Consider the following 21,990-nt stretch of genomic DNA (forward strand, 5'->3'; position numbering starts at 1 on the left):
CTCCTCAAAAGTTCAGGAACTGCTCGGGGTCACGGCGGGCGCGCATGAGAAGGTCCAGCTCCCGCTTGGAGGGACCGAACTTCTCGAACAGGCGCCTGGCCTCCTGCGCGGGCAGGTCATAGGCCGCGCGAAAGGTTTCCACCGTGTAGCGTTCTCCCGAGAGCCTTCGATGGTCGGGAAAGAGCTTGGATTGGTCCGGCATATGCGATCACGCCTAATGGTCTTCGACGGTCCTTCAACCGGAAAGGCGGGCGATTGTTCCGATGGGTGCGGGGAAAAATTCGGGCGGAGCGCCGGCCGTCCGTGCCGTGCTGCATAACGCGAGGTCTGGTGGGAAAACTGCGCGCGCGAACCGGGCGAAACAGAGACGGGGCCGGAGCATTCACGATCCGACCCCGCCGTCCGGGAGAAACTTTTCAGGAGCCTGCTACCGGCGCGCGCATCTCAAATTCGTCACACGTAAATTGCATACCGTGAGACCCGATCGATTGTATTTTGTCGTCGTTTCAGCTCGCCGGCAAGCCTTTTCATATGGCGAAATGGCTTTTTATACGGCGCATCCAACCTGTTCATGTCGGACGTACATAGCTTGATGATCATTGTACATGGGAAGTCCGCGCGGATTGTCGACATTTCATGTCTGAAAGTGTTGATGATAATCTTTTTGCATCGTACACAATAATTGCGATCCAAATGGTCGCGGTGTGGGGGCGGGGCTGCTGGAGGGCGGTGCCGCCGGCCGCACCCAACAACACCCGATTGGGAGGGGAAGCATGAAACAGGCACTTCTGACGATCTGCGCGGCTGCGCTCGGGCTTTCGGTTGCCGGGGCGGCATCGGCGGCGGGCACGCTTGAAACCGTCAAGGCGCGCGGCAAGCTCGTCTGCGGCGTATCGCTGGCAACGCCGGGTTTTGCGGCGCCGGATGACAAGGGCCGCATGCAGGGCTTCGATGCCGATATCTGCCGCTCCATTGCGGCTGCGGTGTTCGGCGATGGCGACAAGGTCGATTTCGTCCCGACCAACATCAACACGCGCTTCCAGGCGCTGCAATCCGGCGAGATCGACGTTCTGTCGCGCCAGACCACCCACACCTTCTCGCGCGACGCCTCGCTCGGTCTCGATTTCGGCCCGACGGTGTTTTACGACGGCCAGGGCCTGATGGTCGCCAAGTCGCTCGGCGTGACGAGCGCCAAGGAACTGACGGAAGCGGCGATCTGCACTCTGCCGGGCACCACGACCGCGCAGAACATTTCCGACTTCTTCCGCGCCATCAACGGCAAGTTCGAACTCGTCGTGTTCGAAAGCCCGGACGAGAACCGCGCCGCCTTCTATTCCGGCCGCTGCGAGGCGATCACCTCGGACCGCTCGGACCTCGCCTCGATCCGCGCCGTCGCCAACAATCCGGACGACTACATCGTGCTGCCGGAGACCATCTCCAAGGAGCCGCTGGCGCCGGCCTTCCGCCAGAACGATTCCAACTGGGGCGACATCGTTTCCTGGTCGGTCTGGCTGCTGATGGCGGCGGAAGAGAAGGGCATCACCCAGGCGAATGTCGACGAAAAGCTGAAGAGCGAGGACCCGGATGTGCAGCGCATGCTGGGCGCCACCGAGGAACTCGGCAAGATGCTCGGCCTCGATAACAAGTGGGGCTACAACGTCATCAAGAGCGTCGGCAATTACGGCGAAGTGTTCGAGCGCAATCTCGGCGAGGGCACCAAGCTCGGCCTGACGCGCGGCCCGAACGCGCTGTGGAATGCGGGCGGCCTGATCTACTCGCCGCCGATCCGCTGATCGCGCCATAGCTGGACGCGCGCATTTTTTCGCGCGCGTCCCCTTTCCCTTACATCCGGCGGCGAGGTTTCATGGCTTTCCTGCATGACATGCGCTTTCGCGCCTATTTTTATCAGGTCGTCGCGATCGGCTTCGTGGTGCTGGCCGGCTGGACGATGTTTTCGACAGCCAGCGGCAACCTCGCCAAGCAGAACATCGCCACCGGCTTCGACTTCCTGACGCGGCCGGCGGGTTTCGTCATCACCGAGGCCGCCATCGCCTTCGAGGCGACGGATACGGTCGGCCGGGCGATCCTCGTCGGCATCGCCAATACGGTGAAGGTGTCGCTTCTCGCCGCCATCTTCGGCACGCTGCTCGGCCTTGCCGTCGGCATCGCGCGCATGTCGCGCAATCCGCTGCTGGCCCGCCTTGCGCTCACCTATGTCGAGCTTTTGCGCAATGTGCCGCTGCTGCTCTATCTCTTCCTCTGGTATTCGCTGATCATCCTCGTGCTGCCGCCGGTCAAGCAGGCGCTGAACCTTCTGCCCGGCGTGTACCTCTCCAACAGCGGCCTCGTCGTGCCGGCGGCCCTGCTGCAAAGCGGCGGCGTGGCGCTTCTCGCCTGCCTCGTCGGCGGCGCGGCGGCGGCGTTCTTCATCCGCACGGTGGCGACCCGCAGGCGTATTGCGACCGGCCAGCCGAACCAGGGCGGCTTGCTTGCGATTGCCGCTTTCCTCGCACCTGTCTTTCTTCTCTGGCTTGCTGGCGGGTTCAGCGTCGATTGGGATTTCCCGACGGCCGGAAAGTTCCGCCTGACGGGCGGGCTGCATGTGCGGCCGGAATTCGTGGCTTTACTCTTCGGGCTGGCGCTCAGCGCCTCGGCCAATGTCGCGGAAATCGTGCGCGCCGGCATCCAGGCGGTCGGCAAGGGGCAGTGGGAGGCATCCGCGGCGCTTGGGCTTTCTCGTGGGAAAACCATGCGGCTCGTCGTGCTGCCGCAGGCGCTGCGCATCATCATCCCGCCGCTCACCAACACCTATCTTACCGTCTTCAAGAACAGTTCGCTGGCGATTGCGATCGGTTACCCGGACCTCGTCATGGTCTCCAACACCGTGATGAACCAGACCGGCCAGGCGATCGAGACCATCGCGATCTTCATGGGCGTCTATCTCGCGCTGTCGATCACCATCTCGCTGATCATGAACTGGTACAATGCGCATGTCGCGCTGAAGGAGCGCTGACATGGCCGATGTTCAAATGCTCGCACTGGCCCCGCCGCAGCCGGCACCCACCACCCAACGCCTCGGCAAGCTCTCCGCCTATTTCGGAACGCCGGGCAATACGATCATCAGCGTGGCATCGATCGCCATCATCCTGTTCGTCATCAAGCTCGCCTTCGGCTGGCTGGTCGTCGATGCGGTGTTTTCCGGCAATGGCGAGACCTGCAAGGTATCGGGCGGCGCCTGCTGGCCGTTCGTCGCGCAAAAACTGCGCTACATGCTGTTCGGCTTCTACCCTTACGAGGAGCAATGGCGGCCGCTCACGGCGCTTCTCCTGCTGTTCGGCGCCTGCGGCGTCTCGATGATCCCGCGCTTCTGGAGCCGAGCCCTGCTCGCCGCCTGGATCGTCGTCATCCTGCCCGTGCTCTATATCCTGATGGCGGGCGGTCTCTTCGGGCTGACGCCAGTGCCGACCACGAGCTGGGGTGGCCTGCCGCTGTCCTTCCTGCTCTCCTTCATCGGGCTGACGCTCGCCATGCCGCTCGGCATCGTGCTCGCCTTAGCGCGTGCCTCCAACCTGCCGGCGATCCGGGTGCTGGCCGTCGGTTTCATCGAGATCGTGCGCGGCGTGCCGCTGATCAGCATCCTCTTCATGGCGACGGTGATGCTGCCGCTGTTCATGCCGGACGGCGTGACCATCGACAAGCTGGTGCGCGCGCAGGTGGCGATCATCCTCTTCGCGTCGGCCTATATTGCCGAGATCGTGCGCGGCGGCTTGCAGGATGTGCCGGTCGGCCAATTCGAGGCGGGAAAATCGCTCGGGCTGCATTACTGGCAGGTCATGCGCAAGATCGTGCTGCCGCAGGCCTTGAAAAAGGTCATCCCGCCGATGGTGGGCCTGTTCATCGGCTTCTTCCAGGATACGACGCTCGTCACCATCGTCGGCCTCGTCGATTTCCTCGATACGATGCGCTCCGCCATCCGCGATCCGGAATGGCAGGGCATCGCGGTGCTTGAAGGCTATCTCGTCGCCGCCGCCGTTTATTTCACGTTCAGCGCCCTGATGGGAGCCTATAGCCGCTTCCTCGAACAGCATTTCAGGACGACCCATGCCTAGAACCGTCATCCGCAACGCCCACACGATCGTCGCCTATGACTCGGCCCGCGGCGGGCATGCCTATATGCACGATGCGGACGCCGTCTTCGACGCGAACGGTTTCGTCGCGGTCGGCGGCCGGTACGACGGGCCGTTCGAGCGCGAAATCTCTGGCCGCGACCGCATGGTCCTGCCGGGCCTCGTCAACGTGCATTGCCATTCCGGCGAGGAGCCGATCTCCAAGAGCCTGTTCGAGGATGCCGGCACAGCGGCGCTTTGGGGCCAGGCGATGTACGAATATTCCACCCTCATCGAGATCGGCGACGATGCGGTGCAGGCGGCGCTGACCGTCATGCTCGGCGACCTGCTGCGCAGCGGCGTCACCACGTTTGTCGACATTGCCGGCCCGCACGATTGCTGGCTGCCGACGCTGGCGCAGAGCGGCGCGCGCGCCTACGTCGCCCCCGGCTTCCGCGAGGCGGCCTGGCATGTGGAGGACAGCCACCGGCTCGATTTCCGCTGGAACGAGGCGCGCGGACGCGAAGCCTTTGCCCGCGCCCTGGAGACGGTCGATGCCGCCCAAGCCCATCCCTCGGGCCGGCTCGGCGGCGTGGTCGCGCCGGCACAGGTCGAGACTTGCTCGCCGGAGCTGTTGCAGGAGGCGGCCGAGGCGGCGCGCTCGCGTGGCGTGCCGATCACCATTCACGCCGCACAGACCATGGCCGAGCACGAGGAAGTGCTGCGCCGCCATGGCCTCACCGCCGTGCACTATCTCGAAAAGCTCGGCATCCTCGGCCCGGACCTCATCCTCGGCCATTGCATTTTCATCGACAGCCACGCCTGGACGCGCCAGCGCACGGCGCTCGACCTCGAACGGCTGGCGAAGAGCGGTACGAGCGTCGCCCATTGCCCCGTCACCTTTTCGCGCAGCGGCATGGTTATGCAGTCGCTCGGGCGCTACCGGACAAGCGGTGTCAACGTGGCTCTCGGCACCGACAGCTATCCGTTCAACATGCTGGAAGAGATGCGCATGGCGATGATCTGCGCCCGCATCGCCGGCGGCTCGGTGTTCGACGTTTCGACGGCTGATGTCTTTGAAGCGGCGACGTTGGCCGGCGCCAAGGCTCTCGGACGCAGCGATATCGGCCGCATCGCCCCGGGCGCCAAGGCGGATTTTTCGCTGATCGACCTCAAGCATCCCGGCATGCAGCCGGTCTATGATCCGCTGCGCAACCTGCTGCATTGCGCGGCGGAGCGCGCAGTCGCTGCGGTCTATGTCGACGGCGTCTGCGTGATGAAGAACGACCGGCCGACGATGGTCGACTATGACGGTGCGCTTCAGGAATTGCAGGCGGTGCAGGACTTTGCCGTGCGTCGTTTGCAAGCGAACGATCCGCGCGGACGGCCCGCGTCAGAGCTGGCGCCGCTCTCGTTGCCGGTGCTGTCGCATCCGTGATGCTGCGGATCGCCAAGGCGCGGGGGAGGCCCTATGATGCTTCTCCCGATCCCTGAAACAGCTTCGCCCACCATGCCCCGACGCCTGACCTTTCTCCGCACCTCGGCCGCCCTTGCCGGCGGCTGGCTGCTAATGCTTGCCGCTTTCGGCCTCTATTCGGCGACGAGCCATCGGCAGGCGCTGGAGCAGGACGTGTCGGAAAGCGGGCGCTCGTTGCAGCGCGCCATCTCGCAGCGTGTCGCCCAGCATGATGCCCATCTGACGAGCCTCAGCGCGCTCGGCCTCGCGCAGGCGCAGCCCTCGGCGGATTTCGACCTCGTCGCCAGATCGATCCTGCGCTTCTATCCGCGCGTCGTCGCCATCGACCTCATCCGCCTGCCGGCCGGCGAGGTGGTGAGCTCGGCGAAATCCGCCGAAGGCTCGACGGTCGATCCCGCACAGGTCGCGAAGGCGGTCGAGGGCCTCGCCTCCGGCAAGGCCGTCTATGGCGCGGATACCCGGCACGGCCATTACCGCCTGATGAAGCGCATGAACGACACGATGGCCGTCAGCCTCGACATCGACGGCGCCAGGCTTATCGAGGGCGAGGAACTGCCGCGCTGGGCCGCGCTGACGCTGGCGACCGGCGAGGGGCCGCTGATCGAAACCGGCGCGAAACAGCCCGCCGCATCCTCCTTCCTCGAACGCACCATCCGCTTCGATGCGCCGATCGCCAGCGCCACGCAGCCGCTGCGGCTCTTGCTGCAACGGCATGTCACGCTCGCCGAGCTTCTGCCCGTGTTGCCGCTCGCGCTCTTCGCGGCGATCTCGCTTGCCGGGCTGGTGCTCGTGCGCTCGCTGCTGCGGCACCGGCAAGACGCGGCCACGGCACGGGCGGCCGCGGAGGCGGCATCGCGGCGGGAGGCGCTGCGGCAGCACGAAACGAAACTGGCCCATGCGCTGCGTATCAACAGCATGGGCGAGATGGCGTCGGGCATTGCCCATGAGCTGACCCAGCCGCTGACGGCGCTTCTCAGCCAGAGCCAGGCCGGACGGCGCATCGCGGCGGCGAATGGCTTGCAGGACACGCCGATCGACACCGTGCTCGCCGCCAATGTGCTCCAGGCCAAGCGCGCTGCGGATATTCTGGTGCGGCTGCGCACCTATGTCGGCAAGAGCGCGGAGGCGCCGGGCGTGCACGACCTCTGCCGCCATGTTGCCGATATCGTGGCGCTGTCGTGCATCGATCTCGACCGGCGCGGCATCGCGCTCGATCTCGAGCTGCCCGATGCCCCGGCGCCGGCACGCGTCGATCCGGTGGAGATCGAGCAGGTCATTCACAACCTCGTCCGCAATGCCGCCGATGCGGTGGAGCAGGCGGGTCGGGCGGATGGGCGGGTGGTGGTCTCCTTGCGGGCGGCGGGGCAGAGCTACGAAATCACGGTTTCGGACAACGGCACGGGCATTGCCGACAATGTCATGCCGCGCCTGTTCGAACCGTTCTTCTCCAGCAAGCCGGACGGCATGGGGCTTGGGCTCAGCCTGTGCGAAAGCATCGTCGAGCGTTTCGACGGCAGCATTTCGGCGGCAAGCGGGGCAGGGGGTGGGGCGGTGTTCACCGTGCGCCTGCCTGCCGCGCACGAGACGCAGACACAAGAGGAAGCAGCGGAATGACGATGGCGCCGGTCTATCTGGTCGATGATGACGAAGGGGTGCGCAGTGCCCTGTCGCTGCTGCTCGGCACCTACGGCATCCGCATCGAGACATTTGGCGACCCCACCGCCTTCCTGGCGCGGGCGCCAAAGCTGAAACCCGGCGTGCTGCTGCTTGACCTGCGCATGCCGGCGATCACCGGCCTGCAGCTGCACGAAAAACTCGCGGCCATCGGCTGCGACTGGCCGACCATCATCTGCACCGGCCATGGCGATGTGCATGCCTGCCGCCGCGCCTTCAAGGCCGGCGTCGTCGATTTCCTGACGAAGCCGGTCGACGAACAGGTGCTGATCGAGGCCCTGCAACAGGCATCCGGCGCGCTCGACGTGCATGCGGAGCGGGCGGAGGCGGCGAAGCTCGTGGCGCAGCTGACCGATCGCGAGCGCGAGGTGCTGGACATGGTCGGTCGTGGCTGGTCGACGCGGGAGATCGCGGAAGCCCTGCAACTCTCTCCCCGCACGGTCGATACGCACCGGGCGAACATCGCCCAGAAACTCGGCACGACCTCGGTCGCCGAGTTCGCGCGCCTTGCCTTGATTGGCCAGGCTCCGTAGTCCTACGGAGCCCGCTCCGTCCGTCCACCGATACCACTAGGCGCGGAAATCTCCGAAAAGAGGGCCGTCGCCGCCAACGAGATCCGGGCGGCCCAGATGGAGATAAAGATGAAGACGTTCGTAGCCGCTGCCTTAGCCGCCCTCACGCTTGCCGGCGCCGCCCAGGCTGAAATCCTCACCGAGCGCAACATGCCGCTCGACATCGCCGTCGAAGCTGCCGATGCGGCGGTCAAGGCCTGCGCGGCCAAGAAGTTCAACGTGACGGTGGCCGTCGTCGACCGCGCCGGCGTGACCCGCGTCGTGCTGCGCGCCGACCGCGCCGGCCCGCATACGCTTGATAGCGCCGTCCGCAAGGCCTACACCGCCGCGTCCTTCCGCACCCCGACCCAGAAGATCGCGGAAAACGTCGGCAAGAACCCGGCCGCAGCCCAGCTCGTTTCGATCGAAAACCTTCTCGTGCTTGCCGGCGGCGTACCGGTGAAGGCCGGCGAAGAGACGATCGGCGCCATCGGCGTCGGCGGCGCTCCGAGCGGCGACATCGACGACGAATGCGCCCGCGCCGGTATCGAAGCGGTCAGCGCCAAGCTGAAGTAATTCTTTTACTTGAGAAAAGGCCCCGGTGTCGTGCGGACATCGGGGCTTTTCGCGTTTGTGTGCCTTGCATCAAGCTGGTGACGACGGTCGCCACCGTCATTTCTGGGATTCCTATTCGCGGCCGGGCGAAATATGAGTGATTCATGGATGATTCGGCAGCGATTCGATTTTCCGATCGTTGCGGCAGGGCGTTCCGGACGGTCTCCCTGCTCGCAACCTTTGCGGCGGCAGCGACGGTCGCCGGCTGTGCAGCGCGGCCGGGCGTCGGCATCGCGACGCTTTCGACCACCGTGCCGACGTCAAGCGCGCTGGTGCTGCCCGCACCGGGCTCCCTGTCGATCATCAGCGTGGTCCAGCGGCAATATACCAATGCGATCGAGCAGCAGATCGCTCTTTCCACGTCGGCCGCCACTTCCGGCCAGAATTTCATCAGCATCCAGGCCTTCGGGCCGGCGGAAACGGTGGCGCTGCCCGCCGGCGCGCTCGCCTTCAAGCCGGTGCAGCACGGCGCGATCCGCAGCGAGATGCGCACCTACCTGCCGGGGCGCTCGCTCGCGATCTCGGCGAATTTCGTGCGCAACAACTATGGGCCATTCGGCTATGCCTATGGACGGGGCGCCGGCGACGACGGCTGCCTGTACGGCTGGCAGCAGATCCGCTCGGACGAGGCCGATCGCAACCACCTGAACAGCCTCGGCATGCTCCAGATCCGCCTGCGCGTCTGCCAGACGGGGGCCAGCGAAAAGGAGCTGGTCGAGATGATGTATGGCTACACCATCGTCGGCGGCTTTTCCGGCACGACCTGGAACCCATACGGCACGCCGGCCTCCGTCGACAGCCAGATCGGCGGCGGTCAACCGCTGCGCGTCGCGGTGGAGGAGCGGAAGGTGCCGGTGACGACCGTTCGCGTGGAAACAGACGCGCGCGTGCCCGCGACCCGCCGCCTGCCGGAGAAGAAGCCTACGCTTCTCGATACGGGAGACGCCGTCATCGTGCCGTCGCCTTCCGGCGGGGCGAGCAGGGAAACCGAAGGCGAGGCCGTCGTGGTGCCATCGCCCGTATGTGTTACATCGACTACTGGATCGACAACCTGCAATTGATTTAGGGGCTGCCAACCTCATTTTTCGTTAACATAATGGTGCGTAAGGTTTGCCCAAACGCGCTATGACGGCGAAGGACGGCGAATGAGACATATTGGCACGGTCATCCTGTGGGCGATGATTTCCGCCGTGGTGATCCTCGTGATCACGCTGCCCATCAACCTCCAGACCCAGCTTGTTGCCAGCATCGCGGTCGTCACCTTCATGGCGGTGATCAAGGTGCTGCGCGCCGAGGGAATCTGGCGCCTGATCGCGCTCGCCTTCGGCACGGCCGTTGTGCTGCGTTATGTCTATTGGCGCTCGACCAGCACGCTGCCGCCGCTGAACCAGCTGGAAAACTTCATTCCCGGCTTCCTGCTCTACCTCGCCGAAATGTACAGCGTGATGATGCTGGCGCTCAGCCTCTTCGTCGTCGCCATGCCGCTGCCGCCGCGCAAAAGCCGCGTCGCGGAGGTGGGCAAATTACCCTCCGTCGACGTCTTCGTGCCGAGCTACAACGAGGATATCGGCCTTCTCGCCAACACGCTCGCGGCCGCCAAGGCGATGGATTATCCGCCGGAAAAGCTGACCGTCTGGCTGCTCGACGATGGCGGCACTGAGCAGAAGCGCAATGCGGCCGCCGTCATCGAGGCGCAGATGGCGGAAGCCCGCCACCGCGAACTCCAGGCGCTCTGCCGCGATCTCAACGTCAACTACCTGACCCGCGCCCGCAACGAACATGCCAAGGCCGGCAACATGAACAACGGCATGCAGCATTCGACGGGCGAACTCATCGCCATCTTCGATGCGGACCATGCGCCGGCGCGCGATTTTTTGCGCGAGACGGTGGGTTATTTCGCGGACGACCAGAAACTCTTCCTCGTCCAGACGCCGCATTTCTTCCTGAACCCGGACCCGCTGGAGCGCAACCTGCGCACCTTCGAGACGATGCCGAGCGAAAACGAGATGTTCTACGGCATCATCCAGCGCGGCCTCGACAAGTGGAACGCCTCGTTCTTCTGCGGCTCGGCGGCGGTGCTCCGGCGCACGGCGCTCAACGAGGCCGGCGGCTTTTCCGGCCTTTCGATCACCGAGGACTGCGAGACGGCGCTCGCGCTGCATTCGCGCGGCTGGAACAGCGTCTATGTCGACAAGCCGCTGATCGCCGGCCTGCAGCCCGCCACCTTCGCCAGCTTCATCGGCCAGCGCAGCCGCTGGGCGCAGGGCATGATGCAGATCCTGCGTTTCCGCTTTCCGCTGTTCAAGCGTGGCCTCACCGTGCCGCAACGCCTTTGCTACATGTCGTCGATGCTGTTCTGGCTCTTTCCGTTCCCGCGCACGATCTTCCTCTTCGCGCCGCTGTTCTACCTGTTCTTCGATCTCGAAATCTTCACGGCATCGGGTGGCGAGTTCCTCGGCTATACGCTCGCCTACATGCTCGTGAACCTGATGATGCAGAACTATCTCTACGGCTCGTTCCGCTGGCCTTGGATTTCCGAACTCTACGAATATGTGCAGAGCGTGCACCTGCTGCCCGCCGTCGTCTCGGTGATGCTGAACCCGACCAAGCCGACCTTCAAGGTGACGGCGAAGGATGAATCGATCGCGGTGGCGCGGCTGTCGGAAATCAGCCGGCCGTTCTTCGTCATCTTTGCCGTGCTGTTCATCGCTTTCCTGATGAGCATCTACCGCTTCTATTCCGAACCCTACAAGGCGGACGTCACACTCGTCGTCGGCGCCTGGAACCTCTTGAACCTCCTCATCGCCGGCTGCGCGCTCGGCGTCGTTTCGGAGCGCAGCGAGCGGGCGGCGAGCCGGCGCGTGACCGTCAAACGGCGCTGCACCTTCGTCGCCGGCGGCCTGCACCATCCGGCCACACTTGAGAACGTTTCGGCGCATGGCGCGCGCGTGCAGGTCTTCGGCCTGGAGGCTGAGCTTGCGACGGGTGTGCGCGGCGAGCTGCGTTTCACGCCCTATGGCTCCGACCATGAGGAAGCCCTGCCGGTCGATGTGCGCAATGTGGAAAACCAGGGCAGCGTGGTCGCCGTCGGTTGCCGTTTCCTGCCAGAGGAGGCGCGGCATCATTCGCTCGTCGCCGACCTGATCTTCGCCAACTCCAACCAGTGGAGCGATTTCCAGGTGTCGCGGCGCTACAATCCGGGCCTGTTCCGCGGATCGCTGTGGTTCCTGGGCGTCGCGCTCTACCAGACGAGCCGCGGGCTCGTTTATTTCGCGCGCAGCTTCGGCGGCGGCAAGCGTGAGGCTGCACCATGATGCTGCTCCCTGCAAAAGCCGCGCTGCTTGGCCTCGTTTTCGCGCTCACCGCCTCCGTGGCGTTCGGGCAGGATTCGACCGTGCCCTTCGACATGTCCGGCGAACGCGCGCCGGGCACGGAGCAGAAGCCGGTCGTCGAGGGCGGCACGCCGGTGACGACGACCGAAACGAAGGAGCCGGAAAAGAAAGCCGCGACGCCCGATCCGCTGACCCGGCGCTATATCGTTCCCGCGACCTCGCTGCTTCTCGAAGGGGAGGCGGCGAGCCAGTCCTTCCCGGTCTTCCTCACCCCGCAGCAGGCCGAGAGCGCGACGTCGATCAACCTTGGCTATTCCAACGCCGTCGTGGTGGCGCCGGAATCCTCGCGGCTGACCGTTGTCGTCAACGACGTTTCGGTCGGCGAACTGCCGGTGCAGTCGGCCGAGGGCACCAAGGACATGCGGTTCGACCTGCCGCGGGGCCTGCTCCGGCCGGGTCTCAACCGCGTCACCTTCAACGCCGTGCACCGCCACCGCACCGACTGCACGGTCCGCTCGACCTACGACCTGTGGACCGCGGTCGATCCGGCGCGCACCTTCCTGACGGTGCCGGCCGATACCAGCGGCCGGCTTCTGACCACCGACGACATCGCCGCCATCGGGCTTGGGCCGACGGGGCAGACGAAATTCGTCATGGTGGCGCCGGACATGGGCCAGCCGGTCGCCACCAATGCGCTGATGCGGCTGAGCCAGGGCCTCGCGCTGATGGCGAAGATGCCGAACCAGACATTTGATATCGTTGACGCGCTGCCGGCGACGACGGGTGCCGGCGAGATGACGGTGCTGGTCGGCACCGCCGACGACCTGGCGGCGATGCTGCCGAGCCTGCCGGTAACGGCGCGGTCCTCCGCGGTCGCCACCTTCGTCGATGCGCCGGCGGGCAACCGCAAGATCTTCGTCGTCAGCGGGCCGGACTGGCCCTCGATCGAGGGGGCGGTGGAGGGCATGCTGGCGCCCATCGACCGGCCGCTCGGCGTGACGCGCGAGGCGCTCAGCGTGCGCCAGCGCAATGCCACCGAAATGCCGCTGGTCTCCGGCGAGATGTCGCTGTCCTTCGCCTCGCTCGGCGTGCGCACCGGCGAGTTCACCGGGCGGCGCTACCGCACCGGCTTCGACATCGGCATCCCGTCGGATTTCTACGCGGATGCCTATGGCGAGGCGAGGCTGCTGCTCGATGCGGCCTATTCGCCGGAAGTGCTGCCGGGCAGCCATATCGATATCTATGTCAACGGCAACATCGCCACCACCGTGCCGATCACCAGCCGCAACGGCGGCATTTTCCGCCATCTGCCGATCCGCGTGACCATGCGGCATTTCCGGCCGGGGCCGAACCGCGTCGACATCGAGACCGTGCTGATGACGGAGGCGGACAAGATCTGCGCGCCGGGCGCCAGCGCCAGCGAGGAGCCGCGGTTCGCGCTGTTCGATTCGTCGGAATTCCGCATGCCGCGCTTTGCCCGTGTCGCGCGCTTGCCGAACCTGTCCGCTCTGTCCGGGACGGGTTTTCCCTATAACGGCCAGGTCGATCCGACGGCGCTCTACCTCGACCGTCTCGACGCGGACACGCTTTCGACGAGCGCGACCTTCCTTGGCAAGATGGCGGTTTCGAGCGGGCGGGCGCTGCTGGTGCGGCCGGAATCCTCGGCGCTGGCGATCGGCGAGCGCAACGCCATTCTCGTCGGCACCATTTCACAGCTTCCGCCGCTCGTGCTCGGCCAGACGCATATTGCCGCCGAAAGCGCTTCCTCCTGGGGCGGCCCGGCCGATGGCGGCGGCGAACGCGGCGCGACGCAGGAAGCCTTCGACGAATGGCAGTCGCGCGTGCGCGGCGGCTCCTGGCGCGGGCAGATTTCGGCGCTCGAAACCTGGTTGCAGGAAACGTTTGACATTTCTCTTTCTTCGCTGCGCCTGCTTCCCGGCGAAGAGGAACTCGTCGTGCCGGACGACACCGCGCGCTTCCTCGTCGCACAGGGTAACAGCCCGGAGGAGACCGCGACCTGGACCGTGCTTTCCGCGCCCACCGGCGTCGATCTCAAGGCCGGCATGGTGGCAATGGCGCAGGACGATCGCTGGCAGCAGCTCGACGGTTATGTCAGCCTCGACAGCAAGGGCGTGCAAGCGCTCGATACGCGCGCGGTGAGCCGCACCCGCTTCGTCGCCACGCAGCCCTGGACCTTTGCCAACATGCGGCTTGTCGCGGCGAACTGGCTGTCCTCCAATATCCTCGCCTATGCCGCACTGTTTTGCGCCTTGGCGATTTTGCTCGGCATCGCGACCTCGGGACTTCTGCGCCGCTTCGGACGGGGCGGCTGAACCGCCCGTTTACCGGCGGTTAACCGTAACAGGGTTTTATAACTCTTGGTTGGCTCTTCTTGGGGGGCGCGGCGACGCGTTCCACGTTCATGACGCATGGTGTCGTCGCGGTTCAAGCCGGAGCTTGGTGTTAGTAATGTACCGAAGGAAATTCGGGATGAAGTCGATCCTTCTTGCGTTCGTCCTCGTCTCCGCCGGCGTGGCAAGCGTCGCAGGCGTATCCTTCGGTGTGCCTGACGACCTGATGAAGGGCTTGCCGCGCCTTGGCGCGGGAACGGACGATTTCGCCACCAGCAGCACGCAGGAAAGCCTTCCTCGGCTCGCCAAGCAGGACCGCGTGGAAATCGCGCAAGCCCAGCAGACGGCGCAGGCGACGGGTACGGAGCAAACGCCGGTTACGGCGGTCACCGCGAACAAGCCGGTCGTCGATGAAAGCGCGCTGCGCTACTTCGCGGCACGCGGCGATACCGCCCGGCTCAATGCCGAGATCGCCCGGCTGCGCACGCTCTACCCCACCTGGATACCGCCAGAAAATCCGCTCGCCGTGCCGGTCAACGAAGACAAGCAGCTTGAGGAGATGTGGGCGCTCTACAGCCAGTCGCGTTATGCCGACGTGCGCGCGGCGATCGCCAAGCGCCAGCAGGAAGACCCGCAATGGACGCCGCCCGCCGACCTCGTCGATCGCCTCGACGTGGCGGAGAAGCGCGCGGCCCTCGTCGCCGCCTCCAATGCCGGCAAGAGCGAGGATGTCGTGCGCCTCGGCGCGGAGACGCCGAGCCTGCTCACCTGCAGCGATGCGGACGTGCTCTGGCGCGTCGCCGAGGCCTTCGTGAAGACCGACCGCATGCAGCGCGGCAAGGATGCCTATGGCTACATGCTCGACAATTGCACGGACGGGCCGGTGCGCATCGCGACCTTGCAGAAGGCTTCGACTCTGCTGAAATACGGCGACATGCAGGACCTCATCGCCCGCGAGCGCACCGGCACGGATGGCGTCAAGGAATTCGAGACGATCCGCGGCGACCTTGCCCGCCGTTTCGTCGGCGAGGGTGACGAGGATGCCGCGATCACCGTGGCGCCGGCCTATCTGAAGATCGTCGAAAAGCTGGTGGCGGACGAGGGGCTCGCCTCCGATGCGCTGCTGCTCGGCTGGTATCACCTGCGCCGCGAGCAGAACGCCGCCGCCGAACCCTTCTTCCGCAAGGCGCGTGCCGTCGAGGATTCGGCCTCGGCCTCACAGGGGCTGGCGCTCATCCTGCTCGCCCGCAAGATGCCGATCGAGGCGGAAGACGTGATGTATGCCTGGCGCACCACATCCGACCAGGCGATGGCGACCTATCTCGCCGCGACCGCCAACCTGCTTGCGCTTGATCCGCCACCGAAGCTTGACGCCAAGGTGCTGAACCGCATCGCGCAGGTGACGCTTGAAGAAAAGCACCCGGAGACCGGCGAGCAGTTCGGCTGGTATGCGCTCGCCATGGACCAGCCGACGACGGCCGAGGAGTGGTTTGCCCAGGTGCTGAAGTGGAAGGCCGATTACGAACCCGCCGCCTATGGCCTCGGTGTTGCGCGCCTGCGGCTGGAGGACCTTGCTGGTCTTGCCGCGGTCAAGCAGGCCTGGGGCGAGCGCTCGGAACGCATCGCGCTGCTCGGCGAGCGCGACACCAGCGACGACGCGGCCCCCGTGCGGCGCGGGCGCGAGGCGCTCGTCGCGCGCACCCAGCGGCGTTTGCCAGCGCGTGAGACGGCGGTCGAAGAGGTCGCCCTGAAGCCGCAGCGCATCGTGCGCACGGGGCGCCGGGCGGAAGGGGCCGTCGATTGCCGCAGCACGCGCGATCCGCGCAGCCTGTCGCCGGCAAGTGCGCTGTCGCTCGGCTGGTGCCTGATGGAAATCAACCGGCCGTTGGAAGCCGCGCAGGCCTTCGAGGCGGCGTTGTCCGGCGAGGGTCGCACGCGTAGCGACGCCGCCTATGGCCAGAGCCTCGCTTATCTGCGCGCCGGGCTGACCAGCGACGCCGCCGTGGCGGCCACCAAGGCGACGCTCGACCAGAGCCGCGGTGCCGAATTGCAGACCGCCATCCTCTCCGACCGCGCCGTCAGCAGTTTCCGGGCGAAACGGTTTCGCGAAACGCTGGTCTATCTCGACCAGCGGGCGCAGTTCCGCGCCGAGCCGACGGACCTGATGGTGCTGCGCGCCTATGCCTACAAGAACCTCGGGATGCGCATTGATGCACAGCGGCTCTTCGAGGCGCTCAGCGAGACCGGCCGGCAGGACGCCATCCGCGCGCTTGCCGAGATGCGCCGGGAACGGGACGGGCGTCAGTAACGCGATTTGGCCGCAATCGCCGGGGAGGATGTGGGCCATGCGTCTCGGACTTCTCATCTTCGTGCTGCTTGTCTCGCCGGTCGCCGCGGCGGAAAACCTCTATGTCGTCTGCGACAACGGCCTTCGCTGCGTGAAGGCGCCGTGCCCGTCCTCCACCATGCGTAATCTCGAAACCGGCGAGGAATTCAGGGGCGTTGCTCCCGATATCACCGGTCTTGCGGAAGCCGATCAGCAACGTATCCGCCAAACGGATGCGCTCTATTACGGCAGGCTCGTGCTGAGCGGGCACACGGAAAACCGCGAGCAGGATATTGCCGGCAAGCGCCAGAGCCTGCCGGTCCTCGTCATCACCGGTATCGCCCGCGAATCCACGGCGTCCGAGCGGCGGCACTGCCGCGCCGGCTAATCGCGGTCGGGTGCACCCAGCGGGAAATATGCGCGGTACGGACGCCCTTCATCCACCGCGCGGGCGAAGGAGGGGCGGGCGAGCAGACGCCGGCGGTAGGCGTGCACGCAAGCGAAAGCCGGGTCGATGGCATGCGTCCAGTCCGCGTAGAACAGGAAGGGTGCGGCGGCGCAGTCGGCGAGCGTGAAGGCATCGCCGCAGGCCCAGAGCCTGCCTTCCATGTGCCGGTCGAGCCAGGCATAGGCGCATTCCAGCATCTTTCGCGCCTCGGCATCGCCGAGAGGATCTCGGTCCTTTTCCTGCCGGATGGCGTTGAAGACGATGCGCTGCTGCGGCGTCGAGACATAATTGTCGAAGAAGCGGTCGAGCATGCGCACGTCGAGTGCCACCTTCGGATCGTCGGGAACGAGTTTGACCGGTCCCGGATAATAGAGCCCGAGATATTCGATGACCACGCTCGCCTCCATGACGGTGCGCTCGCCATCGACGAGGATCGGGAAGCGCTTGATCGGCCAGCGCGCCTCGAAATCGGCAAGCGTGTCGGGATCGTTGTGGTCAAGCATGCGGTATTCGAAATCGGTGCCGTTTTCATAAAGCGCGACCAGCGCCTTCTGGCAGTAGCTCGAGAAGGGATGGGCGTAGAGAACGGGTTTCATGGCAACCTCCGCGTCTGCGGAACGGTTGTCGCAAATCTGCTTGCAAATTGCAATCGGATTTTGAGGTCAGCCGGCGCGCAGCAGCAGCACCTGCCGCAGGCTCTCGCCATGCGGCCTGGAAAATTGCATCTGGGCGACCGGGATTGCCAGGACTAGGACGACCAGCGCCGTCACGAACAGCATTCCCGGATGCAGGAGTCTCGATTTCACGCGTCACCTCATACTCGAATGGCCGATCTATCCACGTCGAACCTGACGCCGCGCTGAACGTCGCGTTCAGCCGGCTGTCAGTTTGCTCCGCCAGGAAGCGCCGGACACAAGACGTGAAAGGACATCCGATGCGCGAAAGAACCGGCCCGGCCGGCAGAGCCGTTTTCTGGCGGCCGCAACTCGGCAGCATTGCGGTCAGCATCCTGACGGCGATCTATCTGCTGGCCTTGACCAACCGGAGTTTCTGGGAAAAGGGCTGGCTCTATCTCGATGGCCGGGCGACGACCTTCGCCTCCATCGTCATCGGCATCGCCTGCCTCTACATCGCGCTCTGCGTCACCGTATCGGTGAAATATGTGATGAAGCCGATTTTCATCCTGCTGATCCTGACGAGCGCGTCCGGCGCCTGGTTCATGGACAGCTACGGCGCGATCATCGACATGGAGATGCTGCGCAACGCGGCCGAGACGAACAGTGCCGAGGCCGGGCACCTGATCACGCCGGGCTTTCTCTTCCACATGCTGGTCTTCGGCGTGCTGCCCTCGGCGCTTCTCGTTTGGGTGAACGTTCAGCATTACACGTTCTTCTGGAAACTGCGGGCCAATCTCGTCGTCATCGTGCCGGCGCTCATCATCGCGCTGGTGGCCGGCTTCTCCCATGCCCGGGTCTACGCCGCCACCGCGCGCACGCATCGCGACTGGTTCCAGACGCTGAACCCCGTCATCCCGCTCGTCACCGCCGCCCGCTTCGCGGTCCGCCAGACGGCGGACCGCAATGTGGTCGCCGCGCCCATCGGCGAGGATGCCCGGATCGGCGACGCACCGCTTGGCGTGCGCAAGCCGCGGCTGATGATCGTCGTTGCCGGCGAGACCGCGCGGGCCGACAATTTTTCGCTCGGCGGTTACGGTCGCGAGACCAATCCGGAACTGAAGGCGAAGGACATTCGCTATTTTTCCGACGCGACGAGCTGCGGCACCGCGACGGCCGTCTCGCTGCCCTGCATGTTCTCCGTCTATACCCGCAGCGCCTATTCGCATGACAAGGGGCTGGCGACGCAGAACCTGCTCGACGTGCTCTCCCATGCGGGCGTGGACGTCGAGTGGTGGGACAACAATACCGGCAGCAAGAAGATCGCCGCGCGCGTCAAGGAACGCTCGCTGATCGAAGGCGGCGACCCGCGCTATTGTTCGGGTGGCGAGTGCCGGGACCAGGTGCTGCTCGACAATCTCGATGGCTGGATTGGCTCCGTCCAGAAGGACACCGTGCTGGTTCTACACCAGATCGGCAGCCACGGCCCGGCCTATTTCGAGCGTTACCCGGAGGAATTCCGCCGCTTCACGCCCGATTGCCGCACCGCCGAGTTTTCCGACTGCACGCGCGAGGAAATCGTCAACGCCTATGACAACACGATCCTCTATACGGACCACATTCTCGCCGGCGTGATCGAGCGGCTAGAGAAGGAGCAGGGCCGGCTCGACGTCTCCATGCTCTATATGTCCGACCACGGCGAATCGCTCGGCGAGTTCGGCCTCTACCTGCACGGCGCGCCCTATATGATCGCGCCGAGCCAGCAGACCCATGTGCCCTTCGTGCTGTGGCTGGGCAAGGATGCCAAGGCTGCCTATTCGGCCGCCTGCCTCGATGCCGAGACCACGAAGCCGCAGTCGCACGACAACCTCTTCCACACCGTGCTCGGCCTGATGCGGGTGGAGACGAAGGTGCGCGACCCGGCGCTCGATCTGGTTTCCCCTTGCCGCTCGGGGGCGCTCTCCTGATCGGCAAGGGTGCTGGCAACGGGAGCTGTCCCGTGTATTCTCCCGCTTCGGACGGTGATCGGCGCCGAAGGGCGCCCGCGAAAACCGTCGCAGCGATGCGGAGAGACGGGCATTTGAGAATTCTGCTGATCGAGGACGACGCCGTGCTGGGCGAGGCGGTGCGTGACTATGTCGCCGGGCTCGGCCATGCCGTCGACTGGATGCAGACGCTCGATGATGGCCGCACGGCCTCCGGCACGGTCGATTACGACCTCGTGCTGCTCGACCTGCGCCTGCCGGATGGCAGCGGGCTGAGCCTGCTCAAGGACCTGCGCCGCGCTGGCGCCGTCACGCCCGTCATCATCCTCACTGCGCATGACCAGATTTCCGACCGCATTGAGGGGCTGAACAGCGGGGCCGACGACTATCTCGTCAAGCCGTTCAACCTCGGCGAGCTCGGCGCGCGCATGCTCGCCGTCGCGCGGCGCTATGCCGGTGCCGCCGTTCCCGTGCTGGAGGCGGGGCCGCTGACCATCCAGCTTGCCGACCGCCGCGTGCTGCGCGAGGGCACCCCGGTCGATCTCTCCAGCCGCGAATGGGCAGTGCTGGCGCGGCTCGCCGCACGGCCCGACGCCATCGTCTCCAAGGGACAGATCGAGGAGGCGCTCTACGCCTTCGGCTCGGAAATCGAGAGCAACACGGTGGAAGTCTATGTCAGCCGGCTGCGCAAGAAGCTCGGCAAGGATTGCGTCGAGACGCTGCGCGGCATCGGCTACAGGCTCGGCCGATGAGGAAGCCCTTCGCCTTCCCGCCGAAGAGCCTGGCCGGCCAGCTCATGCTGTGGATCACAGCGAGCGTCACGGCGCTGTGGCTTGTCGCCGTGGGTTTCGGCGCGCTGGTCATGCATGACGAGTTCGGCGAAATCTTCGACAGCTCGTTGCAGGAAACGGCGGAGCGGCTGGTGCCGCTGGTGGTCGACGACCTGCGCCGGCGAAACGACATCAACGAGCCGCGCCGCATCGAGCGCTCGCCGTCGCAGCCGGGCGAGGAATACCTGACCTACCAGGTGCGCGACGCGAATGGCCAGGTGCTGCTGCATTCGCACACGGCATCCGAACAGCCCTTCGAGGCACCGCTGAAGGTCGGTTTCCGCGATGGCGAGACGGGGCGGTTCTACACGGCTTCGACGCCGGACGGTTCCATCTTCGTGCAGGTGAAGGATTCTGCCGCGGAACGGCAGGAGGCGATGTTCGAAGGCACGCTTGCGCTGTTGCTGCCGGTGCTGCTCATCGTGCCCGTGACGGTGCTCGCCGTCTGGTTCGTCGTGCGGCGCGTGTTGTCGCCCGTCGAGACGCTCCGGGCGGCGATCGGCGAGAAGGACGGCGGCAATCTCGCGGCGATCGAGGCCGTCAGCCTGCCGCAGGAACTGCAACCGATCCTGCGCTCGGTCAATCTGCTGCTGGCGCGCCTGCGTTCGGTGCTCGCCGCCGAGCGGGAATTCACTTCGAACAGCGCGCACGAACTGCGCACGCCCATTGCCGGCGCGCTGGCGCAGACGCAACTTCTCCTCTCCGAGCTGAAGGACGCGCCGGTGCGCGCCCGCGCCCAGCAGATCGAGGCATCGCTGCAAAAACTCACAAAACTCACCGAGAAGCTGCTCCAGCTCGCCCGCGCCGAGGCCGGCATCGGCGTCAGCGAAACCACCTTCGACGTCGCCGATGTCGTCGGCGTCGTGGTGACGGATTTCCAGCGCGCATCGGAAGATGCGGGCCGCATCCGCTTCCGCAACGATTTCACCGGGCAGGGGCAACGCGAGGGCACCGCCGATGCCTTTGCCATCGTGCTGCGCAACCTCGTCGAAAACGCCCTGCTGCACGGGCGGGTAGACGAACCGGTCGAGATCCTCCTGACGGGGGAAGGCAATGTACGGATCCTAAACGGGGCGGCCCGTTTGTCCGATGCGGAGCTGTCCACCGTGCGCAAACGCTTCTCCCGCGGCAAGACGCTTGCTGCCGGTTCCGGGCTCGGCCTGTCCATCGCCGACCGGCTGCTTGCGCAGATGCGCGCAAGCCTTGTCCTGACCTCGCCCATTCCCGGGCGTGTTGATGGATTCCAGGCAGACGTCATGTTTCCGGACGCCCGCTGACCGCATCATTGCGGCACCATCTGCGCCATTTCCGAACAGTCTCGTTTTCCAGCATTCCCGCCTTCCGCAGGGGCAGGCGGATACTCACAATTTTTTCCATTAGCATGTGAGAAATATGTGGCTTTCTGACTTATTCTGTGGTTTTCTGTGGTCATAATCAAGAAAAGGTGGGGAACATGGGTCGCAAACCGGAAGACTACGCGCGGCTGCTCGCCAGCGCGCTTTGCAAGTTGCATGCAGCGGAATGCCGTGGGGCATCGCCCCTCATCTCTGAAGACAGTGTGCGGGTGATTAGCGAAACCATCGCCGCGGCGATGGAAGATGCCCGGAAAATTCAAATAGATCAGGAACATGCGGCGATGCTCGAACGCCGCGAACGCATACATCTACATTCCTGACGTCTC

19 protein-coding genes are annotated in these 21,990 nt (G+C 65.3%); 16 read left to right on the forward strand and 3 right to left on the reverse strand.

Translation table 11 applies throughout. The features are described from left to right. Positions 1 to 4: 4 nt before the first annotated feature. The gene (locus AC1Q6Z_RS04575; RefSeq protein ID WP_256117311.1) at positions 5 to 202 is read right to left on the reverse strand and encodes a hypothetical protein; all 198 of its coding nucleotides are present in this window, start codon (positions 200 to 202) and stop codon (positions 5 to 7) included. A gap of 571 nt (positions 203 to 773) precedes the next feature. Here AC1Q6Z_RS04575 and AC1Q6Z_RS04580 point away from each other — a divergent pair. From AC1Q6Z_RS04580 to AC1Q6Z_RS04635, 12 genes are all read left to right on the forward strand, one after another. Beyond that, complete coding sequence (locus AC1Q6Z_RS04580; RefSeq protein ID WP_439616411.1) at positions 774 to 1,793, forward strand: amino acid ABC transporter substrate-binding protein; 1,020 nt, start codon at positions 774 to 776, stop codon at positions 1,791 to 1,793. A 71-nt stretch (positions 1,794 to 1,864) separates the two neighbouring features. Next, positions 1,865 to 3,013 carry an amino acid ABC transporter permease gene (locus tag AC1Q6Z_RS04585; RefSeq protein WP_492646881.1) on the forward strand — a complete coding sequence of 383 codons (1,149 nt, stop codon included), beginning with the start codon at positions 1,865 to 1,867 and terminating at the stop codon, positions 3,011 to 3,013. Position 3,014: 1 nt separating this feature from the next. Beyond that, positions 3,015 to 4,109 (forward strand): amino acid ABC transporter permease, encoded by a 1,095-nt coding sequence (locus AC1Q6Z_RS04590; RefSeq protein ID WP_492646882.1) that lies wholly within the window; start codon positions 3,015 to 3,017, stop codon positions 4,107 to 4,109. After that, positions 4,102 to 5,544, forward strand: coding sequence for an amidohydrolase family protein (locus tag AC1Q6Z_RS04595; RefSeq protein WP_492646883.1), 1,443 nt, complete (start codon positions 4,102 to 4,104; stop codon positions 5,542 to 5,544). The genes AC1Q6Z_RS04590 and AC1Q6Z_RS04595 overlap by 8 nt, the downstream gene beginning before the upstream one ends. Before the next feature lie 33 nt (positions 5,545 to 5,577). Beyond that, the gene (locus tag AC1Q6Z_RS04600; protein ID WP_492646884.1) at positions 5,578 to 7,197 is read left to right on the forward strand and encodes a sensor histidine kinase; all 1,620 of its coding nucleotides are present in this window, start codon (positions 5,578 to 5,580) and stop codon (positions 7,195 to 7,197) included. Then, positions 7,194 to 7,790, forward strand: a complete 597-nt coding sequence (locus AC1Q6Z_RS04605) for a response regulator transcription factor (RefSeq protein WP_435267869.1) — start codon at positions 7,194 to 7,196, stop codon at positions 7,788 to 7,790. The genes AC1Q6Z_RS04600 and AC1Q6Z_RS04605 overlap by 4 nt, the downstream gene beginning before the upstream one ends. A 108-nt stretch (positions 7,791 to 7,898) precedes the next feature. Further along, entirely contained in the window at positions 7,899 to 8,384 is a 486-nt protein-coding gene (locus AC1Q6Z_RS04610; RefSeq protein WP_492646885.1) for a GlcG/HbpS family heme-binding protein, read from the forward strand. Positions 8,385 to 8,527: 143 nt separating this feature from the next. Beyond that, positions 8,528 to 9,484, forward strand: coding sequence for a cellulose biosynthesis protein BcsN (gene bcsN, locus AC1Q6Z_RS04615; protein WP_492646886.1), 957 nt, complete (start codon positions 8,528 to 8,530; stop codon positions 9,482 to 9,484). Positions 9,485 to 9,568: 84 nt separating this feature from the next. Beyond that, entirely contained in the window at positions 9,569 to 11,737 is a 2,169-nt protein-coding gene (bcsA, locus tag AC1Q6Z_RS04620; RefSeq protein ID WP_435267871.1) for a UDP-forming cellulose synthase catalytic subunit, read from the forward strand. Beyond that, positions 11,734 to 14,088: a cellulose biosynthesis cyclic di-GMP-binding regulatory protein BcsB gene (locus tag AC1Q6Z_RS04625; RefSeq protein WP_492646887.1), complete on the forward strand. Its 2,355-nt coding sequence runs from the start codon at positions 11,734 to 11,736 to the stop codon at positions 14,086 to 14,088. Before bcsA ends, AC1Q6Z_RS04625 begins: the two co-directional genes overlap by 4 nt. 157 nt (positions 14,089 to 14,245) lie before the next feature. Next, a complete protein-coding gene (locus AC1Q6Z_RS04630) occupies positions 14,246 to 16,414 on the forward strand; it encodes a cellulose synthase (protein ID WP_492646888.1) in 2,169 nt (722 codons plus the stop codon). A 37-nt stretch (positions 16,415 to 16,451) separates the two neighbouring features. After that, positions 16,452 to 16,820, forward strand: coding sequence for a hypothetical protein (locus AC1Q6Z_RS04635; protein WP_492646889.1), 369 nt, complete (start codon positions 16,452 to 16,454; stop codon positions 16,818 to 16,820). Here AC1Q6Z_RS04635 and AC1Q6Z_RS04640 read toward each other — a convergent pair. Beyond that, on the reverse strand, positions 16,817 to 17,476 hold the full coding sequence (locus AC1Q6Z_RS04640) for a glutathione S-transferase family protein (protein ID WP_492646890.1): 660 nt from the start codon (positions 17,474 to 17,476) through the stop codon (positions 16,817 to 16,819). The two genes, AC1Q6Z_RS04635 and AC1Q6Z_RS04640, sit on opposite strands and share 4 nt — an antisense overlap. 66 nt (positions 17,477 to 17,542) lie before the next feature. After that, a complete protein-coding gene (locus AC1Q6Z_RS04645) occupies positions 17,543 to 17,686 on the reverse strand; it encodes a hypothetical protein (protein ID WP_256117295.1) in 144 nt (47 codons plus the stop codon). Between the two features lie 128 nt (positions 17,687 to 17,814). On the opposite strand from AC1Q6Z_RS04645, the gene AC1Q6Z_RS04650 reads away from it, so the two are divergent. The 4 genes from AC1Q6Z_RS04650 to AC1Q6Z_RS04665 all read left to right on the forward strand — a co-directional run bounded on the left by AC1Q6Z_RS04650 (position 17,815) and on the right by AC1Q6Z_RS04665 (position 21,984). Continuing rightward, on the forward strand, positions 17,815 to 19,461 hold the full coding sequence (locus tag AC1Q6Z_RS04650; protein WP_492646891.1) for a phosphoethanolamine transferase: 1,647 nt from the start codon (positions 17,815 to 17,817) through the stop codon (positions 19,459 to 19,461). 113 nt (positions 19,462 to 19,574) lie between these two features. Next, positions 19,575 to 20,231 (forward strand): response regulator transcription factor, encoded by a 657-nt coding sequence (locus tag AC1Q6Z_RS04655; protein ID WP_256117293.1) that lies wholly within the window; start codon positions 19,575 to 19,577, stop codon positions 20,229 to 20,231. Then, the gene (locus AC1Q6Z_RS04660; RefSeq protein WP_492646892.1) at positions 20,228 to 21,586 is read left to right on the forward strand and encodes a histidine kinase dimerization/phospho-acceptor domain-containing protein; all 1,359 of its coding nucleotides are present in this window, start codon (positions 20,228 to 20,230) and stop codon (positions 21,584 to 21,586) included. Before AC1Q6Z_RS04655 ends, AC1Q6Z_RS04660 begins: the two co-directional genes overlap by 4 nt. Before the next feature lie 176 nt (positions 21,587 to 21,762). Beyond that, on the forward strand, positions 21,763 to 21,984 hold the full coding sequence (locus tag AC1Q6Z_RS04665; RefSeq protein ID WP_435267878.1) for a hypothetical protein: 222 nt from the start codon (positions 21,763 to 21,765) through the stop codon (positions 21,982 to 21,984). Positions 21,985 to 21,990 lie beyond the last annotated feature (6 nt).

The organism is Shinella sp. GW835-FHT14H05, assembly GCF_058793575.1.